At 56.1% G+C, this 22,137-nt stretch carries 14 protein-coding genes; all 14 read left to right on the plus strand.

Annotated elements, in window-relative coordinates:
- The first annotated feature begins 3 nt into the window (after positions 1–3).
- The 14 genes from RCO25_RS12810 (at position 4) to RCO25_RS12875 (ending at position 21,974) form a co-directional block, all read left to right on the plus strand.
- Complete coding sequence (locus RCO25_RS12810) at positions 4–2,415, plus strand: glycoside hydrolase family 95 protein (RefSeq protein ID WP_308996533.1); 2,412 nt, start codon at positions 4–6, stop codon at positions 2,413–2,415.
- 221 nt (positions 2,416–2,636) lie between these two features.
- On the plus strand, positions 2,637–5,699 hold the full coding sequence (locus tag RCO25_RS12815) for a glycoside hydrolase family 2 protein (RefSeq protein WP_308996534.1): 3,063 nt from the start codon (positions 2,637–2,639) through the stop codon (positions 5,697–5,699).
- A 47-nt stretch (positions 5,700–5,746) separates the two neighbouring features.
- Positions 5,747–7,978 (plus strand): glycosyl hydrolase family 95 catalytic domain-containing protein, encoded by a 2,232-nt coding sequence (locus tag RCO25_RS12820; RefSeq protein WP_308996535.1) that lies wholly within the window; start codon positions 5,747–5,749, stop codon positions 7,976–7,978.
- 316 nt (positions 7,979–8,294) lie between these two features.
- The gene (locus RCO25_RS12825; protein ID WP_308996536.1) at positions 8,295–10,115 is read left to right on the plus strand and encodes a sialidase family protein; all 1,821 of its coding nucleotides are present in this window, start codon (positions 8,295–8,297) and stop codon (positions 10,113–10,115) included.
- Positions 10,112–11,539, plus strand: a complete 1,428-nt coding sequence (locus RCO25_RS12830) for a glycoside hydrolase family 28 protein (RefSeq protein ID WP_308996537.1) — start codon at positions 10,112–10,114, stop codon at positions 11,537–11,539. The genes RCO25_RS12825 and RCO25_RS12830 overlap by 4 nt, the downstream gene beginning before the upstream one ends.
- Before the next feature lie 36 nt (positions 11,540–11,575).
- Entirely contained in the window at positions 11,576–14,299 is a 2,724-nt protein-coding gene (locus RCO25_RS12835) for a hypothetical protein (RefSeq protein ID WP_308996555.1), read from the plus strand.
- Positions 14,296–14,499: a hypothetical protein gene (locus tag RCO25_RS12840; RefSeq protein WP_308996538.1), complete on the plus strand. Its 204-nt coding sequence runs from the start codon at positions 14,296–14,298 to the stop codon at positions 14,497–14,499. The genes RCO25_RS12835 and RCO25_RS12840 overlap by 4 nt, the downstream gene beginning before the upstream one ends.
- 12 nt (positions 14,500–14,511) lie before the next feature.
- The gene (locus RCO25_RS12845) at positions 14,512–14,976 is read left to right on the plus strand and encodes a hypothetical protein (RefSeq protein WP_308996556.1); all 465 of its coding nucleotides are present in this window, start codon (positions 14,512–14,514) and stop codon (positions 14,974–14,976) included.
- Positions 14,951–15,163 carry a hypothetical protein gene (locus tag RCO25_RS12850; RefSeq protein WP_308996539.1) on the plus strand — a complete coding sequence of 71 codons (213 nt, stop codon included), beginning with the start codon at positions 14,951–14,953 and terminating at the stop codon, positions 15,161–15,163. Before RCO25_RS12845 ends, RCO25_RS12850 begins: the two co-directional genes overlap by 26 nt.
- The gene (locus RCO25_RS12855; protein WP_308996540.1) at positions 15,160–15,807 is read left to right on the plus strand and encodes a hypothetical protein; all 648 of its coding nucleotides are present in this window, start codon (positions 15,160–15,162) and stop codon (positions 15,805–15,807) included. Before RCO25_RS12850 ends, RCO25_RS12855 begins: the two co-directional genes overlap by 4 nt.
- A gap of 246 nt (positions 15,808–16,053) precedes the next feature.
- Positions 16,054–17,406, plus strand: coding sequence for an extracellular solute-binding protein (locus RCO25_RS12860; RefSeq protein WP_308996541.1), 1,353 nt, complete (start codon positions 16,054–16,056; stop codon positions 17,404–17,406).
- A gap of 301 nt (positions 17,407–17,707) precedes the next feature.
- Positions 17,708–19,864 carry an MGH1-like glycoside hydrolase domain-containing protein gene (locus RCO25_RS12865; protein WP_308996542.1) on the plus strand — a complete coding sequence of 719 codons (2,157 nt, stop codon included), beginning with the start codon at positions 17,708–17,710 and terminating at the stop codon, positions 19,862–19,864.
- Between the two features lie 3 nt (positions 19,865–19,867).
- Positions 19,868–20,956: a sialidase family protein gene (locus RCO25_RS12870; RefSeq protein WP_308996543.1), complete on the plus strand. Its 1,089-nt coding sequence runs from the start codon at positions 19,868–19,870 to the stop codon at positions 20,954–20,956.
- Between the two features lie 133 nt (positions 20,957–21,089).
- On the plus strand, positions 21,090–21,974 hold the full coding sequence (locus tag RCO25_RS12875) for an AraC family transcriptional regulator (RefSeq protein WP_308996544.1): 885 nt from the start codon (positions 21,090–21,092) through the stop codon (positions 21,972–21,974).
- The last annotated feature ends 163 nt before the right edge of the window (positions 21,975–22,137 follow it).

Below are 22,137 nucleotides of genomic sequence, written 5' to 3' on the forward strand. Positions count from 1 at the left end.
GTAATGAGAGCGAACGAAGGGATGCTGTGGTACCGGAATCCTGCAGCGGAATGGGTGGAAGCGCTCGCCGTAGGGAACGGCCGGCTGGGCGGGATGGTATACGGCGGTATTTTTCAGGAACGTATTGCACTGAACGAGGATACGTTATGGTCGGGACATCCGTCCGATCCGAATAACCGGGAGGCGGCAGCCTATCTGGAGAAGGCGCGGAAGCTCGTATTTGAAGGGAAATACCCGGAAGCCCAGCGGATGATCGAAGAGCATATGCTGGGGCCGTGGTCCGAGTCTTATCAGCCGCTCGGCGACTTGTATCTCGGGCTGGAAGAGGTCGGCGAAGCGGAGAATTACAGGCGTGAGCTTGACCTGAACGATGCGGTCTGCCGGACGCGGTTTACGCTGAACGGGGTGCGGTATGTCCGCGAAACTTTCATCTCCGCGGCCGATCAGGTGATGGTCGTGCGTTATACCGCCGATCAGCCCGGCCGGATAGCCGTCCGGGCATCGTTTGACAGCCAGCTGCACCATCAGGTGCTCCGGGTCTCCGCCGATAAGCTTGCGATGCAGGGGCGAAGCCCGTCGCATGTGGAGCCGCTTCATGCCCGAAGTGACGATCCGGTCATCTATGAGGAAGAGCGGGGCATCTGCTTCGAGGCGCAGCTGCTCGCCCTGCCGGAAGGCGGCGCGGCGGCGGACGACGGGGAGGGACGGATCCGGATCGAAGGAGCGGACACCGTAACCTTCCTCCTGGCAGCGGCGACCAGCTTCAACGGCTTCGACAAGGATCCCATCCTGGAGGGCCGAAACCCTTCCGAGCTATGCCGCTCCTATCTAGAGGCAGCTGCCAAGCTTACATACAGCGAGCTGCTGGACCGGCATGTAAGGGATTACAGGTCGCTATACGGACGGGTGGAGCTTGAGCTTGAGGCGCCCGGCCAGCAGCTTCTGCCGACCGACGAGCGAATTCGGGCGCTTCGCGAAGGAAAGGAAGACGAGCAGCTTGCCGTTCTGTTCTTCCAGTTCGGAAGATATTTGCTTCTATCGTCGTCCCGGCCAGGAACGCAAGCGGCGAACTTGCAAGGCATTTGGAATCAGTCGGTCAGACCTCCTTGGTCGTGCAATTATACGGTCAACATTAATACGCAAATGAATTACTGGCCTGCCGAGGTTTGCAATCTTGCGGAATGTCACGAGCCACTCTTTCGTCTATTGGAGGACTTACGGATAGCCGGCAGGGAAACGGCGCTTGCCCACTATAAAGCAAGAGGCTGGGTCAGCCATCATGCCGTTGACCTTTGGCGAGTCACGACGCCGTCCGGAGGCCCGTCCAAAGGCCCCGCAAGCTGGGCGTACTGGCCGATGGGGGGAGCTTGGCTCTGCCAGCATTTATGGGAGCATTACCGGTTCGGGGGAGATCGGACGTTTTTGGCCTCGACCGCTTATCCGATCATGAAAGAAGCCGCATCGTTTTTCCTGGACTATCTTGTCGAGGATGCGGACGGCTGCTTGGTTTCCAATCCGTCCACTTCGCCGGAGAATACATTCATCGGGCCGGACGGCCGCAAATCCGCCGTCAGTCTGGACGCCACAATGGATATTGCCTTGATCCGCGAGCTTTTCGGAAACTGTATGGAAGCTTCCTACCTCCTCGGGATCGATCAGGAGCTGCATCGGGAACTAGCCGCAGCCAGGGCGCGTCTTCGCCCATTCCGGATCGGCCGCCGTGGACAACTGCAGGAGTGGTTCTTGGATTTCGAAGAAGCAGAGCCCGGACACCGGCATATGGCCCATCTATATCCGCTGCATCCGGGCAATGAGATCGACATGCGCGGCACCCCCGAGCTTGCAGGTGCTTGCCGAGTATCGATCGACCTTCGGCTGCTTCACGAGGGAGAAGACGCTGTCGGCTGGTGCTTCGCCTGGTTGATCAGCCTGTTCGCAAGACTGGAGGACGGTGAGATGTCGCATCGTTATTTGACCAAATTGCTAAAAAATCCGTTTGACAATTTGTTCAATGCCCACCGACATCCGAAGCTGACATTTTATCCGCTTACGGTCGAAGCCAACCTCGGGGCGACGGCGGGTATAGCCGAGATGCTGCTGCAGAGCCATGCCGGCGAGCTGAACCTGCTGCCGGCGCTGCCGGGCGCGTGGAAGGGAGGCCGTGTAACCGGATTGCGCGCACGCGGCGGGTTTACGGTATCACTGGCATGGGCGGATCACTCCCTTCGCGAAGCTGTAATTGCATCGTCGAATGGCGAGGTTTGCCGTATTCGAACCGATGGAATCGTGCAGGTAACCGTCGGATCGGAAACGGTCGAAGTTCGCGAGATCGCTCCTTGCGTCTTGGAGTTTCCGACGGAGCCGGGCATAAAATATACGATTTCGCGGCCATTCGAAAAGCAGTACCAAACATAAGTATGAATTCAGAAAGCGAGCAGGCCTAAATGGTCTGCTCGCTTTCTGTTTCTCGCGGCATGGTGAGCGAGCCGGACCATTAAAGTTTAAATGCCCTATGGAAAGCAGGGTTGATGGATTGTTTGCCCCAATAGGCGGTGCTAGGATTAAGGATGATAGGGATCGAAAAATATTGATAGGCGATAGAGGCTATCGTTCTTTCTAGAAGGGGAGGCGCTTAATTGATATCTGACCGAACGCAAGAGGGCAGTTCACAGGTTTTGGATCCTTTCGCAGAAATTGCGCTTCGCGAGCATCCGCTTGCGAAGGACGGCATGACCGTAATCCGGCCGCGCGAATGGAAGAGGAGGTTGTTCAGGAGGGGAGATAAAGCCGCCGAGCGGTTGATCGAGCCGGGCTTTGAGGATCGGCTGAGTCGGTTCGGGCAAGAACTGGCAGAGCTTCGCGGGCGATATCGCCCCTATCTGAGGCGTCTATCGCCGCCTCCCGCCTATAACCGCCCCAGCCGGGAGCTGGTCAGCTTCGATTTCCGTTACGAAGAGGGTGGAAACGGGGAATTTGCTCGCGTGCTGCGGGGCGAAGGTGAGTGGAAACGGGTTTCGATTCCCGACTTCCGCGGGCCGACGAAGGAGGAAGGCCGGTGGACAGGCTATTACCGGACGACCTTCAGCTATCCGAAGACGAAAGCAGGAAAGAAAGTGTTTCTAGTTTTTAAGGCTGTCGACTATGAAGCGGCCGTTTACGTGAATGGCAAATGCGCGGGCATGCACGAAGGATTGTTCGCGCCTTTCGAGTTCGACATCACTTCTTTGCTTGAGGAGACGAACGTGCTCGTTGTCGAAGTAAAGAACGATTATCCGATGATGGGCGTAAACGGTACGCGACTCGATGGAGACAAGATGTACGCCGCCACGGGCCCAGGCTGGGACGAGCCGGTGTACGGCTGGCATCATTGCCCGCCCGGCGCAGGCATTTACAACTCGGTGTTCCTGGAGGAACGGGCGGAGCTTTTCGTGGAAGACATATTTATTAAGCCAAATCCCGAGGACGGCTCTTTCGAGGCATGGATCGACGTCATGAACATGACGGCGGGTCTCATCGAAGGATCCGAGCTGACGATCGACGTTTTTGCGGACAATTTCGAAGGGGAAGGGCTCTCCGGCATTCGTTTCCCGATTGCTTACGCGGGTCCGGGCATGAACAATTACCGGTACAAAATTTTGTTCCCGGCATTCCGCAGCTGGGAGCCTGACGCACCGCACTTATACCGGCTTAGGGCGAGTCTAGACTGCGAAGGGAGACTGTTGGACGCAAAGGACCGCTGCTTCGGCATGAGGTCTTTCCGGATGGACGAAGCAGCCGAGCCGAAAGGATCGCTCTTTTTGAACGGCCGGCCAATCCTGCTGCGGGGCGCAAACGAAATGGGGCATCTCCAGCAGTGCATCATGCGGGGAGACGAAGAGCAGCTCATTGACGATATTTTGATTGCGAAGCTGGCCAATCTGAATTTTTACCGGATTACGCAGCGCCCGGTGCAAGAAGAAATTTACGATTTTATGGACCGTCTCGGCATGATGAACCAATGCGATTTGCCGGCGTTCGGCTATATCCGTCGAAGCAAGTTTTGCGAGGCGGTCCGACAGGCCGCCGAAATGGAACGGCTCATTCGAAGCCATCCGAGCGTCGTAATGGTATCGCTCATCAATGAGCCATCCCGCCCCGCAAAGCGGGGCAAAGGACACCGGCATCTGTATCGGGACGAATTGGAAGCTTTCTTCTCGTCGGCAAGGCATGCCATTTATATCGAAAATCCGGACCGCGTCGTGAAAAACGCGGACGGCGATTATGATCCGCCGACGGAAACGGGGCTGTCCGATTTTCACTGCTATACGATGTGGTATACGAACCATATGATTTCGTTCGGAGAGCTCTATAAGGGCGGGCTTCCACCGCTCAAGAAGGGCTGGAAGAGCGGATGTGGGGAATACGGATCGGAGGCTCTTGATCATTATGCCTTGATGCTGAAGCGTTATCCGCGTGAATGGCTGCCGAAGAGCCCGGATGACCCATGGATGCCGGATGCAATCGTCGACAGTCAGACGTATTCGCATCATGGGGATTGGTACCCGGAATCCGACCGAATCGGGGATTGGATCGAGCGGAGCCAGCGATATCAGGCTACCGTCACAAGGTTGATGACCGATGCAATCCGAAGGCGTTCCGATCTGATCGTGCAGTCCGCCATCCATCTGCTCATCGACGCCTGGCCGTCGGGATGGATGAAAGCGCTTGTCGGAGCCGACCGGGTGCCAAAGCCTGCCTACTTCGCATATCGAGACAGTCTGGAGCCGCTGCGCGTTCATTGGCGGAGCGACCGATGGCGCGCTTATACAGGCGAGTTAGTTGAGCTGGAAGCCTGGCTGCTTAACGATACTCCTGATGAATATCAAGGCTTGAGGCTGGTCGCTACGCTTCGGAACGAAACCGAGGATTACGCGTCCTTTGAGCTTGAAGCAGACATAGGGAGTACCGATTCCGCTTATGTCGGCTCCGTGCCGTTCGTCATGCCGGCGGTCGATAGACGCCGGACGCTCCAAGCCGACATTTCCCTATATAATCGTGCTGGAGAACTCATCAACAGCGAGCGGATAGACATCGAGGTATTCGCGAACAACGTCGAGCTCATAGAGGGCGAAACTACGGTCACTGCTGCGGCGATCGGAACCGCTGCGGAAGCGCTGTTCTCCGCAATGGGCGTTCGCAGCCGGAGTTATGCAGCAGGCCTCCCTTTCGACGTAATAGCTTTGTCTTCGGCTGAAGCGTTCCGTCTCCACGAAACGGAGATCGCGAGAGCGATAAATGCTGGGGCAAGGGCGATCATTATCCCTGACGAGAGAGGAGAAGCCGAATGGCGAATCGGGGATATCACCGTGCGACAGGAGAAAGCAGGCAGCCTGTATACGCTGGCCTTCGACGAAGCGGATAAGCGGCTAGAGCGATTCGGGGCTTCCGAGTTCCAATTCTTTTATAACAAGACGTTGGACCGAATGGACGCTCTGACAGGATGCGGCTGGTGCTCGGAGTCGATGTCGCCGCTATTGTATACGTACGCGAAGCCGGGAAGCGGGACGGCATCGGCTGGATCCCGCAAACGCAGGGTGCCTGTCGTCGGCTCGGTTCGGCTTGGGCGGGGCGAGCTTATCTTTATGGGTCTTCGCCTCGAAGGACGGATGGGCTGCAACCCGCCGCTTGACCTGCTCTTGCATGAGATTATTTTCGGCTGAAAGTAAGGAAGAGGAGACTTGGCGATTAGAGAAGGGAGAAGAGAAATATGAAAGCCGTTGAAATAAGTCCGGCCTATGATGTGTCTTGGACGCTGGATACCGGTTATTGTCATGACGGGATTCCGTTGTCGAACGGCGTGTTCGGAGCGCTAATCTGGTTTCAGGACCGGACTGTTATGCTGACGATTAATCGGGCCGATTATTGGGATCATCGCGGAGGAACGATATGGCGGGACGATTGTACGTACGGGCATCTGAAATCACTACTGGAGAGCGGTGAATTCGAAGGCGCGCGGGAGCTCTATCCGACCATGATGATGAACGGCAAGGAGAAACGGCCGACTCGGCTGGCGATGGGACGGTTCGAAGTGAGGCTGAAGCCGGATGTGCGAATTCATTCGGCTTTCCTGCACATGACCGAAGGTGAAGCACGGCTGGTCTGCAGCCATGGGGGAAGTGAGCATCTCATCCGCCTTGCCGTTCCGATCGACAAACCGATGCTGCTGATGTCGGGCGGCGGAGAGCTGATCGAGAGCGTAAAGCCAATGCCGTCTTATTCTTTCGGGAAGACGAAGGCGTACTTCGACGACTTCGGGATTCTGGCCCCTGCGTCAATGGAGGATGGCTGGGTGCAGGAGCTTCCGGAGGATCCGGCATGCGCCGTATGGATGAGGCAGGTCGGAGGGAAGCTTGCGATAGCCGCTGAATACGGCGCTGATCCGGAGAAGGCGGCGCGCGCGGCAAACGCTCATCTGGATTCGGTTTTCCTTTCCGATGCCGCTTATGCCGCCGCAACAAGAGGAACAAGAGAGCATTGGCGGGCATTATGGCGTCAGGCGGCGGATATAGCCTTGCCTGATGCCGAAATTGAGCGAATGTATTACTTGGGAATCTACAGGATGTTAGGCAATTCTATGCCGGGAAAAATCGCACCGACGCTGCAAGGTCCCTGGGCTGAGGAATACCGGAATCCGCCATGGAGCTGCGATTATCACTTCAATATTAACGTTCAACAGTGCTTATGGCCGGCATACGGTTCCAATCTGCTGGATTGCCTGAAGCCGCTTTTCTCCATGATCGATGGCTGGAAGCCAACGCTGGCTCTGAACGCCAAGCGTTTCGTCGGCATCGAAGACGGATATATGCTTGGCCATTCGGTGGACGACCGCGGTCGTCCGGTCGGCGGCATGTGGACCGGAACGATTGATCAGGCGAACACCTCGTGGATCGCCCAGATGATGTGGCAATATGCCCGGTATGCCGGTGACGAGGAGTACATGCTGGGCGAAGTGTATCCTTTTATGAAAAAGGCTCTTAATGTATTCAGGGCGATGATGGAGCAAGGTGGAGAGCGCTATTCGCTGCCGGTGACCGTGTCGCCGGAATATGGCGGTTCGTCGCAAGCCGGACTCGGCCGGAATTCGACCTTCTTTCTCGTCAATGTCCGCTTTTTATGCGAAAAGCTGCTGGAGCTCGAAGAAAAGTACGGAATCGATTCGGTTACCGCAGCCATAGCATCCGACATCTGCGCGAAGCTGCCGCCCTATACAGCAGGGCCGAGGCAATTCCAAGAGTTCGGCAAGAAGCCTGGGCTCGAGCTGTATCTGTGGGAAGGACAGCCGCTCTCCGAATCGCACCGTCATCATTCTCATTTGGCCGGCATCTTTCCATTCGACACAATCAATATGGACGATCCTGCGCAGAGAGAGGCCGTTTCGAACGCTTATAAATCATGGATCGACAAAGGCATGGGGCGATGGGCCGGCTGGTCGATGCCTTGGGCTTCGATTTTGCACAACCGCTTGGGCCGTGCGGATATGGCGCTGCTTTCTCTTCACTTGCTGAGGGAGCTCTACATGATGCCGAGCTATGCTACTAGGCATAATGCCAATTATGAAGGCTTCTGCCAGTTTACCGGAGGCGATACCATGCAGGCGGAAGCCTCGATCGCCGCGGCGGCGGCCGTTCTGGAAATGTATGTGCAATGCGTAAGAGGAACCGTCCGGGTGTTCGAGGGGCTGTCACGGCGATTCAAGGATGCCTCGTTCGCCGGCATCCGGGCGGAGGGTGCGTTTCTGCTATCGGGAATCAAGACGGGCGGAAAGGTGGAGAGTGTTACAGTGTACAGCGAACGCGACGAAACGATCCGGCTCGTCAATCCGTTCGGAGGAAGAGTATCGATTCGGAAGAACGGCGCGATCGGCTGGACGGAGGAGGAGATCATTACCCTCGAGCTTCATTCAGGCGACTGCGTCGTATTCGAGAACGGCCGGGATTAAGGAGGAAACGATGCTGGCATTCTCGTCACAGCTCGTCACAGCTCGACACAGCGCTTAGTGCTGCTAAGCAATACGGGCAACCGCTTGGGACTTCCGCCGGAGGGGGAGCTGACAGGCAAGACGCTTTAGGCCGAGGTGTTCACTTGGCCAAGGCGTAACGGGTCGACGAGACTGAGTAAAATATGGTGGTGCGGCTTTACCCTGTACCGCCATTTTTTCATATTCATAATCCCCTATAAATACAGCGCAATAAGCCTATAAATGGAGATCGGAAACCGTGTAAAGTGTTGTTAAACGATATAAGATGGAGGGCGTTATGGAACAACCGGAGAACCGAATTCGGTACGTCGGCGGCGTGACCGCCAACCTGGATTATCACCATGGACAGCTGCGTCCGGCGGTCGGCGTCCGGAGCAGGCAAGTGCTAAGGGCTAACCGTTCGCATCCGGAGTTGTCGGACGGGAGCGGATGGACCTATAATCATGCTCCCATGCTGGCTTACTGGAGAGGCAGCTTTTATTTGGAATATCTCAGCTGTCCTGTTCACGAACATGTGCCGCCGGGCCAAACTCAGCTTACGACTTCGAAGGACGGCTGGAATTGGTCGACGCCCGTCGTCCTGTTTCCTCCATACCGGCTGGACCATGAGCATCATTATCCGGACGGCGAGTCCCTTCCGGACGGGACTTACAGCGTGATGCATCAAAGGATGGGCTTTTACGCCGCTTCGAATGGCCGTCTGCTTACGCTAGCGTTTTACGGATTTTGTCCGCTGCCAAGCGTCAGTCCGAACAACGGAAAGGGCATCGGACGCGTCGTTAGGGAGATCGGAGCGGACGGCAGCTTCGGCCCGATCTATTTCATCCGGCTGAACCGGCATTCCGGCTGGTCCGAGCAGAACGTTAATTATCCCATGTATTCCGAGTCCATGGACTTAGGCTTCCGGGAAGCCTGCGAGGAGCTGCTGTCGGACCGAATAGTCACGCTCCAATGGTGGGAAGAGGACCGCAGCCTTGATGGCTTCTACGCAGTTGAAGCAGGAACGGCTTTCGCCTCTTACCGGCTGCCGGACGGACGTACCGCGGGTCTATGGAAGCATTCGCTCTATGCGGTAACGGCTGACGAAGGACGCACTTGGTCCAAGCAGGTTCGTTCGCCTTCACTCATTATGGCAGGCGGCAAAGTGTGGGGGGAGCGCACCTCCGATTCGAGGTACGCGCTTCTCTACAATCCTTCGCCGATCGGTAACCACAGGTGGCCGCTTGCGGTCATTACGGGCGACGACGGACTTGCTTTCGACGACATTCTTCTCATTAACGGCGAAGTTCCGCCGAGACGCTATTTCGGAAATCATAAAAATTACGGCATGAGCTATACCCGGGGCATCGAAACGGGGGACGATCTCCCGACTGACGGCAGCATGTGGGTCGCCTACAGCGCGAACAAGGAAGATATTTGGGTTAGCGAGGTTCCGGTACCGATTCGTTACCGGGTCAGCGGGCAGGTCAACGACACGTTCAGCGGGCTGTCCGCGGAAGACCGGGTACCGGACTGGAACGTCTACTGCCCGCATTGGGCAAGCGTCTCCGTCTCGGCGTTTCCGTCCGAGCACGATAGGAGCCTGGTGCTTAGCGACGAGGATCCTTGCGACTATGCGAAGGCGGAGCGCGTGTTCCAGGAATGCGCCGCAGGCGAGCTTCGAATCCGGATGCTGGCGAAGCAGGCGAATGACGGTCAACTTTATATTGAGCTATGCGATGCCAAAAGCGCGGCGCCGATAAGGATTCGGTTTAATTCGGACGGGGCGATTCAAGTGCTTCAGGCCGGCACATGGACGGAGCTGCAGCGATACGAGCCGGACCGGTGGTATGAGTTGGCTATTCGCTTCGATACGGAAAGACAGCGTTTTGAAGTTAAGATGAACGGCACGCCCGCTCCGAAGCCTTATCTTTTCTCCATGCCGGCATACACGCTTGAAAGACTCGTGCTGCGCACCGGTCCGATGCGCACGGAGCCGAATGTCGAGACGCCGCTTGCGGGTGCGGATCTGCCGGATGCGGACGTACCGGTGAAAGCCGTTACTTATTATATAAACGAAGTTAACATAAATCCGATTAAAGGAGGCTCGGACAAGTGACAACGACTAAACGAGCATGCACGGAAGCATTGCCGTTCGATATGCCCGAAGTGGAATTGCCGGTATTTCCGGACAAGACGTTCAATATTACCCATTTCGGCGCGGTCGGCGACGGACTATACATGAATACGGAGGCATTCGCGGCAGCTATAGAAGCTTGCGCCTCCCAAGGCGGAGGAACTGTTCTCATACCGGCAGGAATATGGCTGACCGGGCCGATCCGGCTGCAAAGCAGAATCCGGCTTCATGCCGAAGCAGGTGCCCTCGTCGTGTTCAGTGCGAACCGCGACGATTATCCGCTTATCCGCACAAGCTACGAGGGACTGCGTACCGTACGCTGCATGCCGGCGATTTACGGCGCTGATTTGGAGAATGTCGCCATTACGGGAACGGGCATCTTCGACGGTTCGGGAGAGAACTGGCGACCGGTGAAGCGAATGAAAATGACGGAGGGGCAATGGAAACAATTGGTCCAATCCGGCGGCTATAAGGAAGGAGGGAGCTGGTGGCCGACGGAGCAGTCGCTCCGAGGCGCAGCGCTCACGAAGAGCCTAATTGCGCAGAACGTTCAAGAGCCATCCGCGTTCGAGCCGGCCCGAGACCATTTGAGACCGACGCTTGTGCAGCTTGACCGATGCCGCATCGTGCTGCTGGACGGCCCGACCTTCCGCAATTCGCCTGCCTGGAATGTGCATCCCTGGTTGTGCGAGCACGTGACCGTCCGCAACGTCTCGATCCGAAATCAGTGGCATTCGCAGAACGGGGACGGTCTAGATCTCGACTCCTGCCGGTATGCGAATATTTACGACTCCGTATTTGACGTCGGGGATGACGCCATCTGTATCAAGTCCGGCAAGGACGCCGACGGCCGTGCGCTTGGCGTTCCGACCGAATACGTCACGATCCGGAACTGCCAAGTGTTCCATGGACACGGCGGATTCGTCATCGGCAGCGAGATGTCCGGAGGCGTCCGGAACATTGCCGTATCGGACTGCGTGTTCATCGGAACGGACGCAGGTTTGCGATTCAAGAGCACGCGAGGCCGCGGCGGAACGGTCGAGCGCATCTATATCCGCAACGTTCTGATGAAGAATATTGCCAAAGAAGCGATTATATTCAGCTCGTATTACTCGGGCAAAAACAATACGGATGATCCGGTACCCGTCACGGAGGAGACGCCGGTGTTCCGCGATTTTCATATCAGCGATACGACGTGCATCGGCGCGGGGGCGGCGCTGCACATCAAGGGGCTTCCGGAAATGCCGATCAGCGACATTGTCTTCGACAGGGTACTGCTGACCGCCCGCACCGGCGCGACCTGTACGAACGCCCGGAATATTGTATTCCGGCAGACGAAAGTGCTGCCGGAGACCGGCGAGCCGTATACGATGAACAATGCCGAGGATGTTACCGTAACCGATTAATACATCTAACGAACGGGAGGAAGCCACTTGCTGGAAATGATCGAAATTGGATACGAATTGGATGCTTCGCCCCGAATGCTGCACGGCGTGCGGCTGCTGAAGGAAGCGCTCGAGGCATGTGGTTACACGGTGGAGGAGAAGGCGGGCGGCTGGGCCTGGAATCGTTACCGCGATACGGGTAACCGCAAAATTTACGTCGGCCGCCGCACCGGCTCCGAGCTGCTTGCGGCGCTCGAGGAGCGCGATGTGCTGCTCTACCATACGGATGAACCCGCCTTGGAAGGCTTCTATTTGTCCTCGTGTCCGGGCCGGCTCGTTGTGGTCTCCGGCGGGGACGAAAGCGGCGCCCTGTACGGCTGCCAAGAGCTGTCGAGACGAATTCGCGAGGAAGGCGGGCTGCCGCGCGAGCTGGCGATCGGGGACGCTCCCCGATTTACCTGGCGCGGACCCGTGATCGGCTTGCAGAAGCAGCGCGTGGAGCCGGGGCGGCAGCTCTTCGAATATCCTCTGACGCCCGACCGCTTTCCATGGTTGTACGATAAGGCCATGTGGCTGGACTACTTGGACATGCTGCTCGAGCACCGGGGGAACTCGCTTTTCCTATGGAACGCGAATCCGTTCGCCTCGCTAATCGATCTGCCGGATGAACCGGAGGCACGCGAGGTGACGAAGGAGCAGCTGGAGACGAATGCAAGTTTGCTGCGCTGGCTGACGAAAGAGGCGGACAGGCGCGGCATCAGATGTTTTCTGGCCTTCTACAGCATTCATATTCCGCATGGTTTTGCCGATAAGCACGGATTGTCGCACAAGCAGACTAAACCACTGCCGGTGACAAGCGACTATTTCCGCCGTCTGATGGCCGCTTTCGTACGCGATTTCCCGACGGTCGGCCTGATGGTATGTCTCGGCGAGAGGTTGAAGGGGCAAATGTACGGGGCGGAGTGGCTGTGCAAGACTATTTTGCCCGGCATCAAGGAAGGCTTCGGCGAGTCGGCCGCCGCAGAGCCGCCGCCTGTCGTCGTGCGCTCGCATGCCATCGACATCGAGAAGGTGATGGAGGAAGCCGACGCGCACTATCCGAACTTGCACACCGAAATGAAGTACAACGGGGAATCCCTCACGACTTGGACGCCGAGGGGCGCAACGCGGGAGTTGCATCAAAAGCTAGGTGCGCGGGACGGCAACCATATCGCCACCGTGCATATGCTCTCCAATTTGGAGCCGTTCCGCTGGGGAGCTCCATCGTTTATTCAACGCTGCGCTCAGGCAGCACGGTACCGGTTAAAAGCTTCAGCGCTGCAATTTTATCCGCTGTCTTACTGGAGCTGGCCTTACTCGCCGGACCGGTCGGAAGTACGGATCAAGCAGGTGGACCGCGACTGGATCTGGTTTGAAGCGTGGCTCCGTTACGCCTGGAATCCGGACCGGGAAGGGAGCGCGGAGAAGCGCCACTGGATATCCCGTCTGGAGGAAAAATACGGAAGCAGGGAAGCAGCCGAGCATCTATTGCAAGCATATGAAGCTTTCGGGACATGCGCGCCAAAGCTTCTGCGCCGATTCGGCATAACGCAAGGCAACCGCCAGACGATGAGCCTCGGCATGACGATGAGCCAGCTCACGAATCCTGAACGGTATGTCCCTTGGTCCGAGCTGTGGGAATCGCATGCTCCGCAGGGGGAACGGCTGGAGGAATTCGTGCTGAAGCAGCTGGCAGGCATGCCTCACCTGGGCGAGACGCCCCTCGATATCGTGGAGGAAGCGGAGCGCTCCTCCGAAGAGGCTTCCAGGGCGGTAAAGCAGGCCCGAATGACCGTTCAAAAAAATAAAACCGAGTTCGAGCGGCTCGCCGCTGACATCGAGGCGGTCAAAGCGATGACGGGCATGTATACGTGCAAAGTAAGGGCCTCGCTGCTGGTGTTTATGTATAAGCATACGGTTGGTGATAGGTATGCCGAAAAGGTGGAGCTGCTGGAGGAGGCGGCGGAGTGGCTGGACAAAAGCGTCGCCGTGTACCGCAGGCTGACGGAAACGACGGAGAAGCAGTACTGGTTCGCTGCCGGCATGCCGACGCAGCGTCGCAAAGTGCCTTTCCGCGACGGGGAATTCAGCCATTGGAGGGATTGCCTGCCATTGTTCGAACGGGAGCTTGCCGCTTTCCGGCAGCGTATCGGGGATCTGAGGACAGGAAAAATGCAGGCCGCTCTGGATCAGGTGCCGTCCGTTTCCTATCGGCGTTATAGTCAAGCCGGTTTTACGCTGCTGAGCGAGAACGCCGAGCTGTATCGGATCGAGAAAGGCGCCCGCGTCTTTACAGACGGCGACATCCCGATCATAAGTTGCGCGGAGGAGCTGTACGGCTTAACGGGGATAAGGTACAGCCAGCTGCGCGCGGCATATGAAGAAATTCAGCTTGACGTGGAGCTTAAGGAGCCTTCCCTGATTCTGGTCGGTTGCTTCAATTCCAGGGACGACCAATGGCTGAAGCCGGGCGGAGTGAAGGACGGCGAGAGCAGTACGCTTGGGCTCGACCCCGTGATCCGCAATGGCATCCGGCTGTTCGTTTACCCTTCCGTCCATGTTCATGCCGTGCCGTATGAAGCGGGCCGGCATACGCTTCGATTCGGCATGGGAGCATTCCTGATTCTTGGCGTCATCGAGCTGAATCAGAACCTTTCCGACCGGGAATTCGAGCCGCATAACAACGAACGTACGCTGCTCGATTGGCTGTACGAAACAACGGAGGAGGTAATGGTGCAGTGAAATCCGACTACGAAGCAGCGGCCGGGCTGATCGGTCTTGTCTCGAGACATGCCGACCTGCTGCTAAAGCACGCTGCTGATTCATCCGGAGAAACGCCTTTGTTTGTCAATGCGCTCGATTCGCATACGCTCGCACCGGTTAGCCACGATCCGGATCATGTGAACCGCGAGGCGCTGCTCGCAAGCCCAGCAAGCCAGTAGCGGTGGCTGAAGCTGCTTGGCGGTCTTTCCCGGCTGACGGGCGATCCGGCGTACGAAGAGCAGGCGTTGTCGGTCTGCCGTTACCTTCTGCAAAGTCAGACGGATGGCAGCGGCCTGCTCTACCAGGGAGGACATACTGCTTACAACATAGAGAACCGATCGGTCGAATACGCAGGTGACAAATCGAAGGTGCACGAGCTGAAATTTCATTACCCGGATTACGAGCTCATGTGGAGGGCGGATCTGGTAGGAACAAAGCGCTACATCGAAGAAGCAATTTGGAATGCGCACATGCTGGATTGGTCGCGCCTTGATTTCAACCGGCACGGACCGTACGGCACTCCGCTTGGACCGTTATGGGAGCTAGAGTACAAAGGCGGGGACGTCTTCTTCTGGGGACGCGGGCTGACGTTCGTCAACGCCGGCAGCGACTTTGTATTATGCGGCCGCTATGCTGGCGAAGCTGTCGGGCGATGAAACGCCGCTGGCGTGGTCGAAACGGCTGGCGCACCGTTACGTGGAGACGAGGCGGCCCGGCATCGGCATCAGCGGCTACCAATTCAGCCAATCCGCAGCTTCCTGGTGCGACGGCCCTGCGGTACGGGGCGACCGGGCGCAGTATCAGGCTGGCGCTGCACATACCGAAAGGTCATACGGTCTATGAAGGGACGCTCTTCAAGCCGCGGCCCGTCGTGCAGCGGTGCCAAGCTGGCGATTGATGAGCAGGTCGGAGAAGCGGCGCAATGCTTCATCCGGTGGTCCTGCGAGGAAATGGCGGCTTGGGGGAGAAACGCCTACCGCCGTTCTGACAATTGCTTTGTTCCGATGCTGACGGACGGGTATCCGATCGAAGGGCTGACGCTGGATCGCAACGGCTATTTCGGGCCGAAAGGAACGGTTTTTCGGGTAATCCCTGCGGGTCCGGAGTTTTTCTGGATGTACGCGGCCGGCTACCGGCTTTCGGGCGACCCGTTTCTATGGGAGATGGCGCATTCCGTCACCGAAGGGATGGGCCAAGGAGCTATCGGACTTCCCGGCGGCGAAACACGCATATGGAAGCCGCGGGAGGACAACGCCGATTACCGGATGCTTTACGGCCTGTTAGAGCTGTATAAGGCTACGAACGACCGCTTGTTTCTTTCCTTTGCCCGGCAGTCGGCGTCGCATTTGCTATCGAACGCTGCCATTAACGGCGCATTCGTATCGGGCGGAAGGATTCTGACCGACGCCCCCCTCCCCCTCGCACTGTTGCATCTTGCGGAAGCGCTGCTGGACAGACCGGGATCCGTTCCCGTCACGTGGAAGTAGAGGATGAACGACTAGGGTGACGGTATTTTCTCGAAAGTTGTGTTGTATTCCCCTATAGGAAAGGCGGTTTCGCCCTAAAAAAGGCAGCGGCTTTGTCATTATAATTAGACTTGTCAACAGCATGAATCACATAGAGCCGTTCATTTGAAGGGGGGAAACGGCGGCCATTTATCAGCAGGAAAGACAGCGCTTACAATGGGGAAACGAAAATCTGAGGTTGATTAGAAAAGGGAGGAAATAATTATTATGTTACGGAAAATGGTTTCAATGATGCTGTCCTTGTTCATGATTCTAACTGTTCTGGCGGCATGCTCCAGCAATTCCGGAGGTAATGCGGAACCCTCGCAGAGCGAGAAGCCTTCCGGGTCAGAAGCGACTGAAGGTTCCGCAGCCGGTACCGGCAATCCGGAGGAACTGAAAGCCGATTTGACTTGGTTCGGCTTGACGAGCCCCGAACAGTTCGAGGAACGTTACGGCCAATATATTAAACAAAAATTCCCGGAAATCAATATCACTTATATCAACCAAACGGACGAACGGAAATTGGAACAGGTCATCGCATCCGGCACGCAGATCGACATGTTCCTGTCGTCGGCCGGCGAATTGCGGGAAGACTATGTGCCGGCTAATATGGCTCTCGACCTCAGTTCGTTGATCGAGGCGCATGATGTCGATATCAGCACCATCGAGCCCACTTATTTGGAACCGGTCAAGATCGACGGAAAGGTAAATCTGCTGCCGGTCAGCGACAATAAATTCGTTATGTATTACAACAAGGGGATCTTCGACCGATTCGGAGTAAAATATCCGTGGGACGGCATGACCTGGGACGATGCGCTGGAGCTGTCCAAACAGATTACCCGCAATGAAGGCGGCAAGCAATATATCGGTCTGTGGATGTCGCCGAAGCACTATCTCCGCGTCGCCCAAAATTCGGCCGGTTTTATCGATCCGGCGACGAATATGGCGACCGTCAATAACGACCAATGGAAATTCATATTCCAGAATATTTTCTATAACTTCACCCGGGATCCGGGAGTGCAGCAGCGAGCCAACGAGAAGTGGCTGGCGCATGCGGACTTCAATAAGGATTTCGTGGTCGGCATGTATGTCTATACGTCGGGTTGGATGCAGAGTGCCGAGACTTCTCTCGCCATGGACTGGGATATTGCAGCCGTTCCGACCTTCAAGGATATGCCTGAGGTGAATACGCAGCCGTATGCTACCTATGTAGGCATTTCGGCTCTTTCGAAAAACCAGGACACTTCCATGGAAGTGCTGAAATATCTGATATCGGAAGAGCACCAGACGACTATGTCCAAGAAAGGCATGATTACGCCGCTTACGACGCAAACGGTGCGCGATGCGGCATTTGCCGAATATCCGTTCGCAGGCGAAAAGAACATCAAGGCACTCTACTACGGCAAGCCCGCTACTCCCCGCGTCCTTACGCAATACGACGAGATTGTCATCGAAAAGGCCTTAGACGAGGATATCGTCCGTGAAATTGCGAAGGGCAATCTCGACGTCAATACGGCGCTTCGAAGAGCGGAAGAGAATGCGAATAAGCTGATTCAGGAACAATTGGCGCAAAAATAACAAGCTTAAACGGCTGATGCCGTCCTTATGGGACAGCTAAGCAAGGGGGATGGGCGACCATCCCCTTTTTCCGTGCGAGGGGCGATTGAATTAGCAGCTTAGCCTTAACCGCATGATAAATCATCTCTTGCAAGCGACGGATCAATAAATAATCATAGGGGATTACGGTCCGGAGCAAAGGAGGGGCATTCGGCAAGCGAGTTCGATTGCCCTATAAATTCTTCGTTAACCCCGCTGAACAACTATAGCTTGGCCGATATACTAGTAATTGAGAAACCAAACGATTGGAGGTAGCTGTAGCATGATCGACGAGGAGTTGAAGGCGGGGAGGAAGGCGCTGTGCACCGTCCCGGGAGGTCTTTTGCTCGGTCCTACGGGCGCGCGTTTATGGGCTGATTACGTTGAGGCCGCTCCAGGTTTTGTCGGCCGATTCGACTTCATTCACAAAGTAAATATTCCGCTTCTTTTCACCATTACGGCTAACGGCCAAGCATACAATATGGAAACGGCCAAATCCGATTGGTATCCCAGCCAGCTCCGGCTCGCCTATTCCGACGACCGGATCGGCTATGAGGAGACGAAATTTATTACCTGGGAGGACTGCGCCGTTTCCTGCCAGACTTGGACGAACCGGTCCGATGGAGAGCTGCTGCTGCGGGCGGCCGTGCCGTCCGGCTTTCAGGTTTGCGGCTCCGCAGGTCTGCAGGGCGGCTTCGATATCCCTTTTTACAGCTTTGACATCGATGCGTGCATCGTTGGGAGCGAGCCTTCCTTGTTGAGCGACGGCCTGAGGCTGCAGCCTGGTGAGACGAAAACGTTTATCGTTGCCGCGGCACTCGGAATCCGGTCGCTCGACAACAATGAAGCATTGATGAGCCTCGCATCGCGTTTCATCCGCAAGCCTGCAAGCCTTGATGAGACCGCATCCGGGCAACAGGCGGCGTACCAAGGATGGTTCGACGCAGCGCCGCGCTTCAAGAGCAACGATCCGGTGCTGGACAAAACGTGGACGTACCGGTGGTTCCTGCTCCGTCACAACATGGCCGATCCGCGTTACGGCTTGCTGCAGCATCCGCTGTTCTACGAAGGACGTTCCCATAAGAAGGACAAGCGCCCGTTCTCCAAGGGCGGGTGGGAGTTCAGCAAGCTGATCAATTTGTCCGTCCCGCTGCATCTGACGGACGCGAGGTGGCACCACGATCCCGCCGCCAGCATGGGAGCGCTGCGGAACATGCAGGAAACGCCTGCGGACAACGGCATGTACTGCTGTCTGACGGCGGATGAACGGATGCACTCCTTTGCCAATTATATCGGTTGGGCTGCTTACCGGCTGTTCCTCGTTCATCGCAACGAGAACGCAATAATGGAGGCGCTTCCAGGACTGAAAGCCCAGATTTCGAGCTGGCAGGAAGTGTACGGCAACGAACGGGACGGTTTAATGACGGAATACTGGCATACCCGGACAGGGAAGGAATATCAGCCAAGCTATTGGTATTTCCACGATTATCCTCGCAATCCGAAGGATCCGGAAACGTATACGCACGTGAAGCGGGTGGACAGAACCGTCTATCATTATCTTAACGCTCTCGGCGTGGCTCGGTTGTGTGAAAGCACAGGCGATCCGGAGTCGGTCAAATACCTGCAACTGGCAAATCGGATCAAAACCGATATATTGGAGAAGATGTGGGACGAAACGACGGCTTTCTTCTACGATCTGCATGATCAGACGGATGAGAAGGCGCTTGTGAAAAATATCGTCGGCTTCTACCCGGCGTGGGCGGACATGCTTGACGACAGGCATGACGGTCTTGCCGCTCATTTGCTGGATCCGAACGAATTCGCCACGGCCTGCCCGTATCCGACGGTCTCGGCCGACAGCGTCGCCTATTCGAAGGAAGGCGGATGGTTCGGCCACTTTATTAAAGGACGCAACGGCTGCATGTGGAACGGGCCCACTTGGCCGTACACGAACTCGATCGCGCTGGACGCGCTCGCCCGCGAGAGCAAGCGGCGCGGATATGTCTATAATGAAGCGTTCGCGCGCGGTCTGAGGGAATATTCGTTCCTCCATTTTCAGAACCGGGATTTGGACCGGCCAGGACTGGTGGAGCATTACAACAGCGGAACGGGAGAGCCGCTCAGCGACGAGCAGGAATACAACCACTCGTATTATATCGATCTGATCGTCACCCACGTAGCAGGGCTCTCCGTTGAATCCGATTGCCTCCGTCTCGATCCGCTCGATATCGGTCTCGATTATTTCGAGCTTGACCGGGTGAAAGCGGCGGGTCATGAGATTCGGATCACTTACGGCAAGCCGGGCCTCAGCAGGTATCCGAATGGAATAGAAGCAGGCTACCGGTTGTACCTGAACGGAAAGGCGGCCTTTGTATCGGATCGCCTGGCAGCTGCGACGGTGCCGCTGGAATTCATGAAAGAACAACGGAAAGGTGTGTAAACCATGCAATTAACGGAACGATATAACGGTATTTTGAGTCCATCGGAGCAGGATCCGCAGCTGACGGAAGCGCTTCTGCCGATCCGGTACGAGCCCGACAGCCATTCGGCGAATTTGCTGGCTCTGGACAATGGCGACTTGCTTTGTGTTTGGTTCTCCGGAAGCGGCGAGGGCAACCCGGATACGAATGTGCTGCTGGCGAGGCTCCCTGCAGGCGGCGACCGGTGGGAGGAGCCGATGGAGATAGCGGCCGACCCGGCGCGCTCGGAGCAAAATCCGCTCGTCTTCCAAGCGCCGGACGGCAAGGTATGGCTTCTGCATACGTCTAACGAGCCCCATAACCAGCAGACCTCCAAAGTCGCCGGCCGCATCTCGGAAGACCACGGATATACTTGGGGGCAGCCTTTTGTACTGCATGAGGGCCCCGGCCTGTTTCTCCGCCAGCCTATTCTGGCGATGAGCAACGGGGAATGGCTGTTGCCGTGCTATTACTGCAAGCCGGGCGGGCATTACAGCGTCGTACTCCTTTCAGCCGACCAAGGAAAGACGTGGACGGAATTCGAAGTGCCGGGCAGTCTGCACCGCGTTCAGATGAGCGTAGTGGAGCTCGATGACGGGACGTTGTTCGCCGTCTACCGCAGCCGCCATGCCGACCGCATTTACAGCAGCGTCTCCGCGGATTTTGGAAGAACCTGGAGCGAGCCTGCGAAGACGTCTTTGCCGAACAACAATTCCTCTATTCAAGCGGCGAAGCTTGCCAGCGGCCATTTGGCGCTTATCTATAACGATTCCACGATGGAGAGAGATCAATACCGCTGGATCGAAAGAAATGGCGAATGGCACAAGAAGACGCTGCGGACGCCGCTCACGGTCGCTATCTCGGAGGATGGCGGAAAAACATGGCCATATGTAAAAAATATCCAGATGTCGGATCTCGAGCATCGGGAGAAGCAAACCGGCTATTCATATCCGAGTATTATGGGGACGGGGGACGGCAGCATTCACGCCGCCTATTCGTACCTGCGGAAGGCGATCAAGTACGTTCAATTTACGGAGGACTGGGTGAAGCAGAACGGCAGGACACCCGTCTAAGCGAACGGCCATGAAATATTTTTTAGTGGACTCAACACATTTTGTAATCGCTTTAATTGAAAAGTTTTGATACGATATACTGTACTGAAGTGTCCATGAAGTTCACCTACACACACTCGACTGGGGTGATTGTATGAATTGGCGTGTCATCGAATTGAACGGGGACAGGTTTTTCAACCCTGAATTTGATATATTTATCAATCGCGAAGTAGAGTCGTTTTCACTATCGCAGCATACCCATGATTTTATTGAAATCAGCTATGTGGAGGAAGGCAGCGGGTATCACTATATCGAGGATCAGATGATCCCGATCAAACGCGGCGATCTGTTTGTCATTCCGATCGGCACGTCGCATGTGTTCCGGCCGTCTTCCCGGGACAAGCAGCTTGTCATCTACAACTGCATCTTTCGGACGCGCCTGCTGGAGCAATTGAAATCCGTCGTCTGCGAATCGTCCATGCTGCACAGCTTTTTGTACGGCTCGCCGCCGTTCACTGTCAAGTGGCTTCAGTACCAGGACAAGTTCGACAAGTTTTTGTCCATCATGCACGGGATGTACAGGGAATTTCTGAAGAAAGGACCCCGTTATGAATATTTGATGATGGGGCAGCTTATCCAGGTTCTAGCCATGCTGCAGCGCTACGAATGCGACGGAAGCCTCGTCTCAACGCCGACGAACAACATGGATGACGCCATCCAGTATATTAACGATCACTTTGCCGCGAACCTCACGGTTCAGCAAGTAGCGGAGCGATCGTTCATTAGCCCGAGCCACTTTCAACGTCTGTTCAAGAAAACGTCGGGCGTCACGTTCATGCAATATTTGCAAAATATCCGTGTCCAGCGCTGCTGCGAGCTGCTGAAATCGACCGAAATTTCGATTCAGGAGGCAGCCAATCAGGTCGGCTACCAGGACATGAAGTTTTTCCATGCGCTGTTTCGCAAGAAGACCGGCATTACGCCGAGAGAGTATCGGCGAAGCACGCAAGATATGGATATGAAGCTGGCCTCAATATAACGAAAGAAGCGCATTTCCCGGCGGGAGCGGCGCTTCTTTTTTTTCTACGACAGCATAATCAACTAACAATTAAGTAGATCCCATCTTTTCTCTAACTCGCTGAGGTAGCTTTCAGTATTGCGATTAAATTTTTTACGTAATATGACGTTGGTTAATCGCTTGT

Source organism: Paenibacillus sp. LHD-38 (genome assembly GCF_031157315.1).
Lineage (GTDB): Bacteria > Bacillota > Bacilli > Paenibacillales > Paenibacillaceae > Pristimantibacillus.

Bases quoted from the DNA above. Each gene is read 5' to 3' on its own strand.
- RCO25_RS12810 (WP_308996533.1), top strand. From the start codon at position 4: ATGAGAGCGAACGAAGGGATGCTGTGGTACCGGAATCCTGCAGCGGAA.
- RCO25_RS12820 (WP_308996535.1), top strand. From the start codon at position 5,747: ATGAAAGCCGTTGAAATAAGTCCGGCCTATGATGTGTCTTGGACGCTG.
- RCO25_RS12825 (WP_308996536.1), top strand. From the start codon at position 8,295: ATGGAACAACCGGAGAACCGAATTCGGTACGTCGGCGGCGTGACCGCC.
- RCO25_RS12835 (WP_308996555.1), top strand. From the start codon at position 11,576: ATGATCGAAATTGGATACGAATTGGATGCTTCGCCCCGAATGCTGCAC.
- RCO25_RS12850 (WP_308996539.1), top strand. From the start codon at position 14,951: ATGCTGGCGAAGCTGTCGGGCGATGAAACGCCGCTGGCGTGGTCGAAA.
- RCO25_RS12855 (WP_308996540.1), top strand. From the start codon at position 15,160: ATGAAGGGACGCTCTTCAAGCCGCGGCCCGTCGTGCAGCGGTGCCAAG.
- RCO25_RS12860 (WP_308996541.1), top strand. From the start codon at position 16,054: ATGTTACGGAAAATGGTTTCAATGATGCTGTCCTTGTTCATGATTCTA.
- RCO25_RS12865 (WP_308996542.1), top strand. From the start codon at position 17,708: ATGATCGACGAGGAGTTGAAGGCGGGGAGGAAGGCGCTGTGCACCGTC.
- RCO25_RS12870 (WP_308996543.1), top strand. From the start codon at position 19,868: ATGCAATTAACGGAACGATATAACGGTATTTTGAGTCCATCGGAGCAG.
- RCO25_RS12875 (WP_308996544.1), top strand. From the start codon at position 21,090: ATGAATTGGCGTGTCATCGAATTGAACGGGGACAGGTTTTTCAACCCT.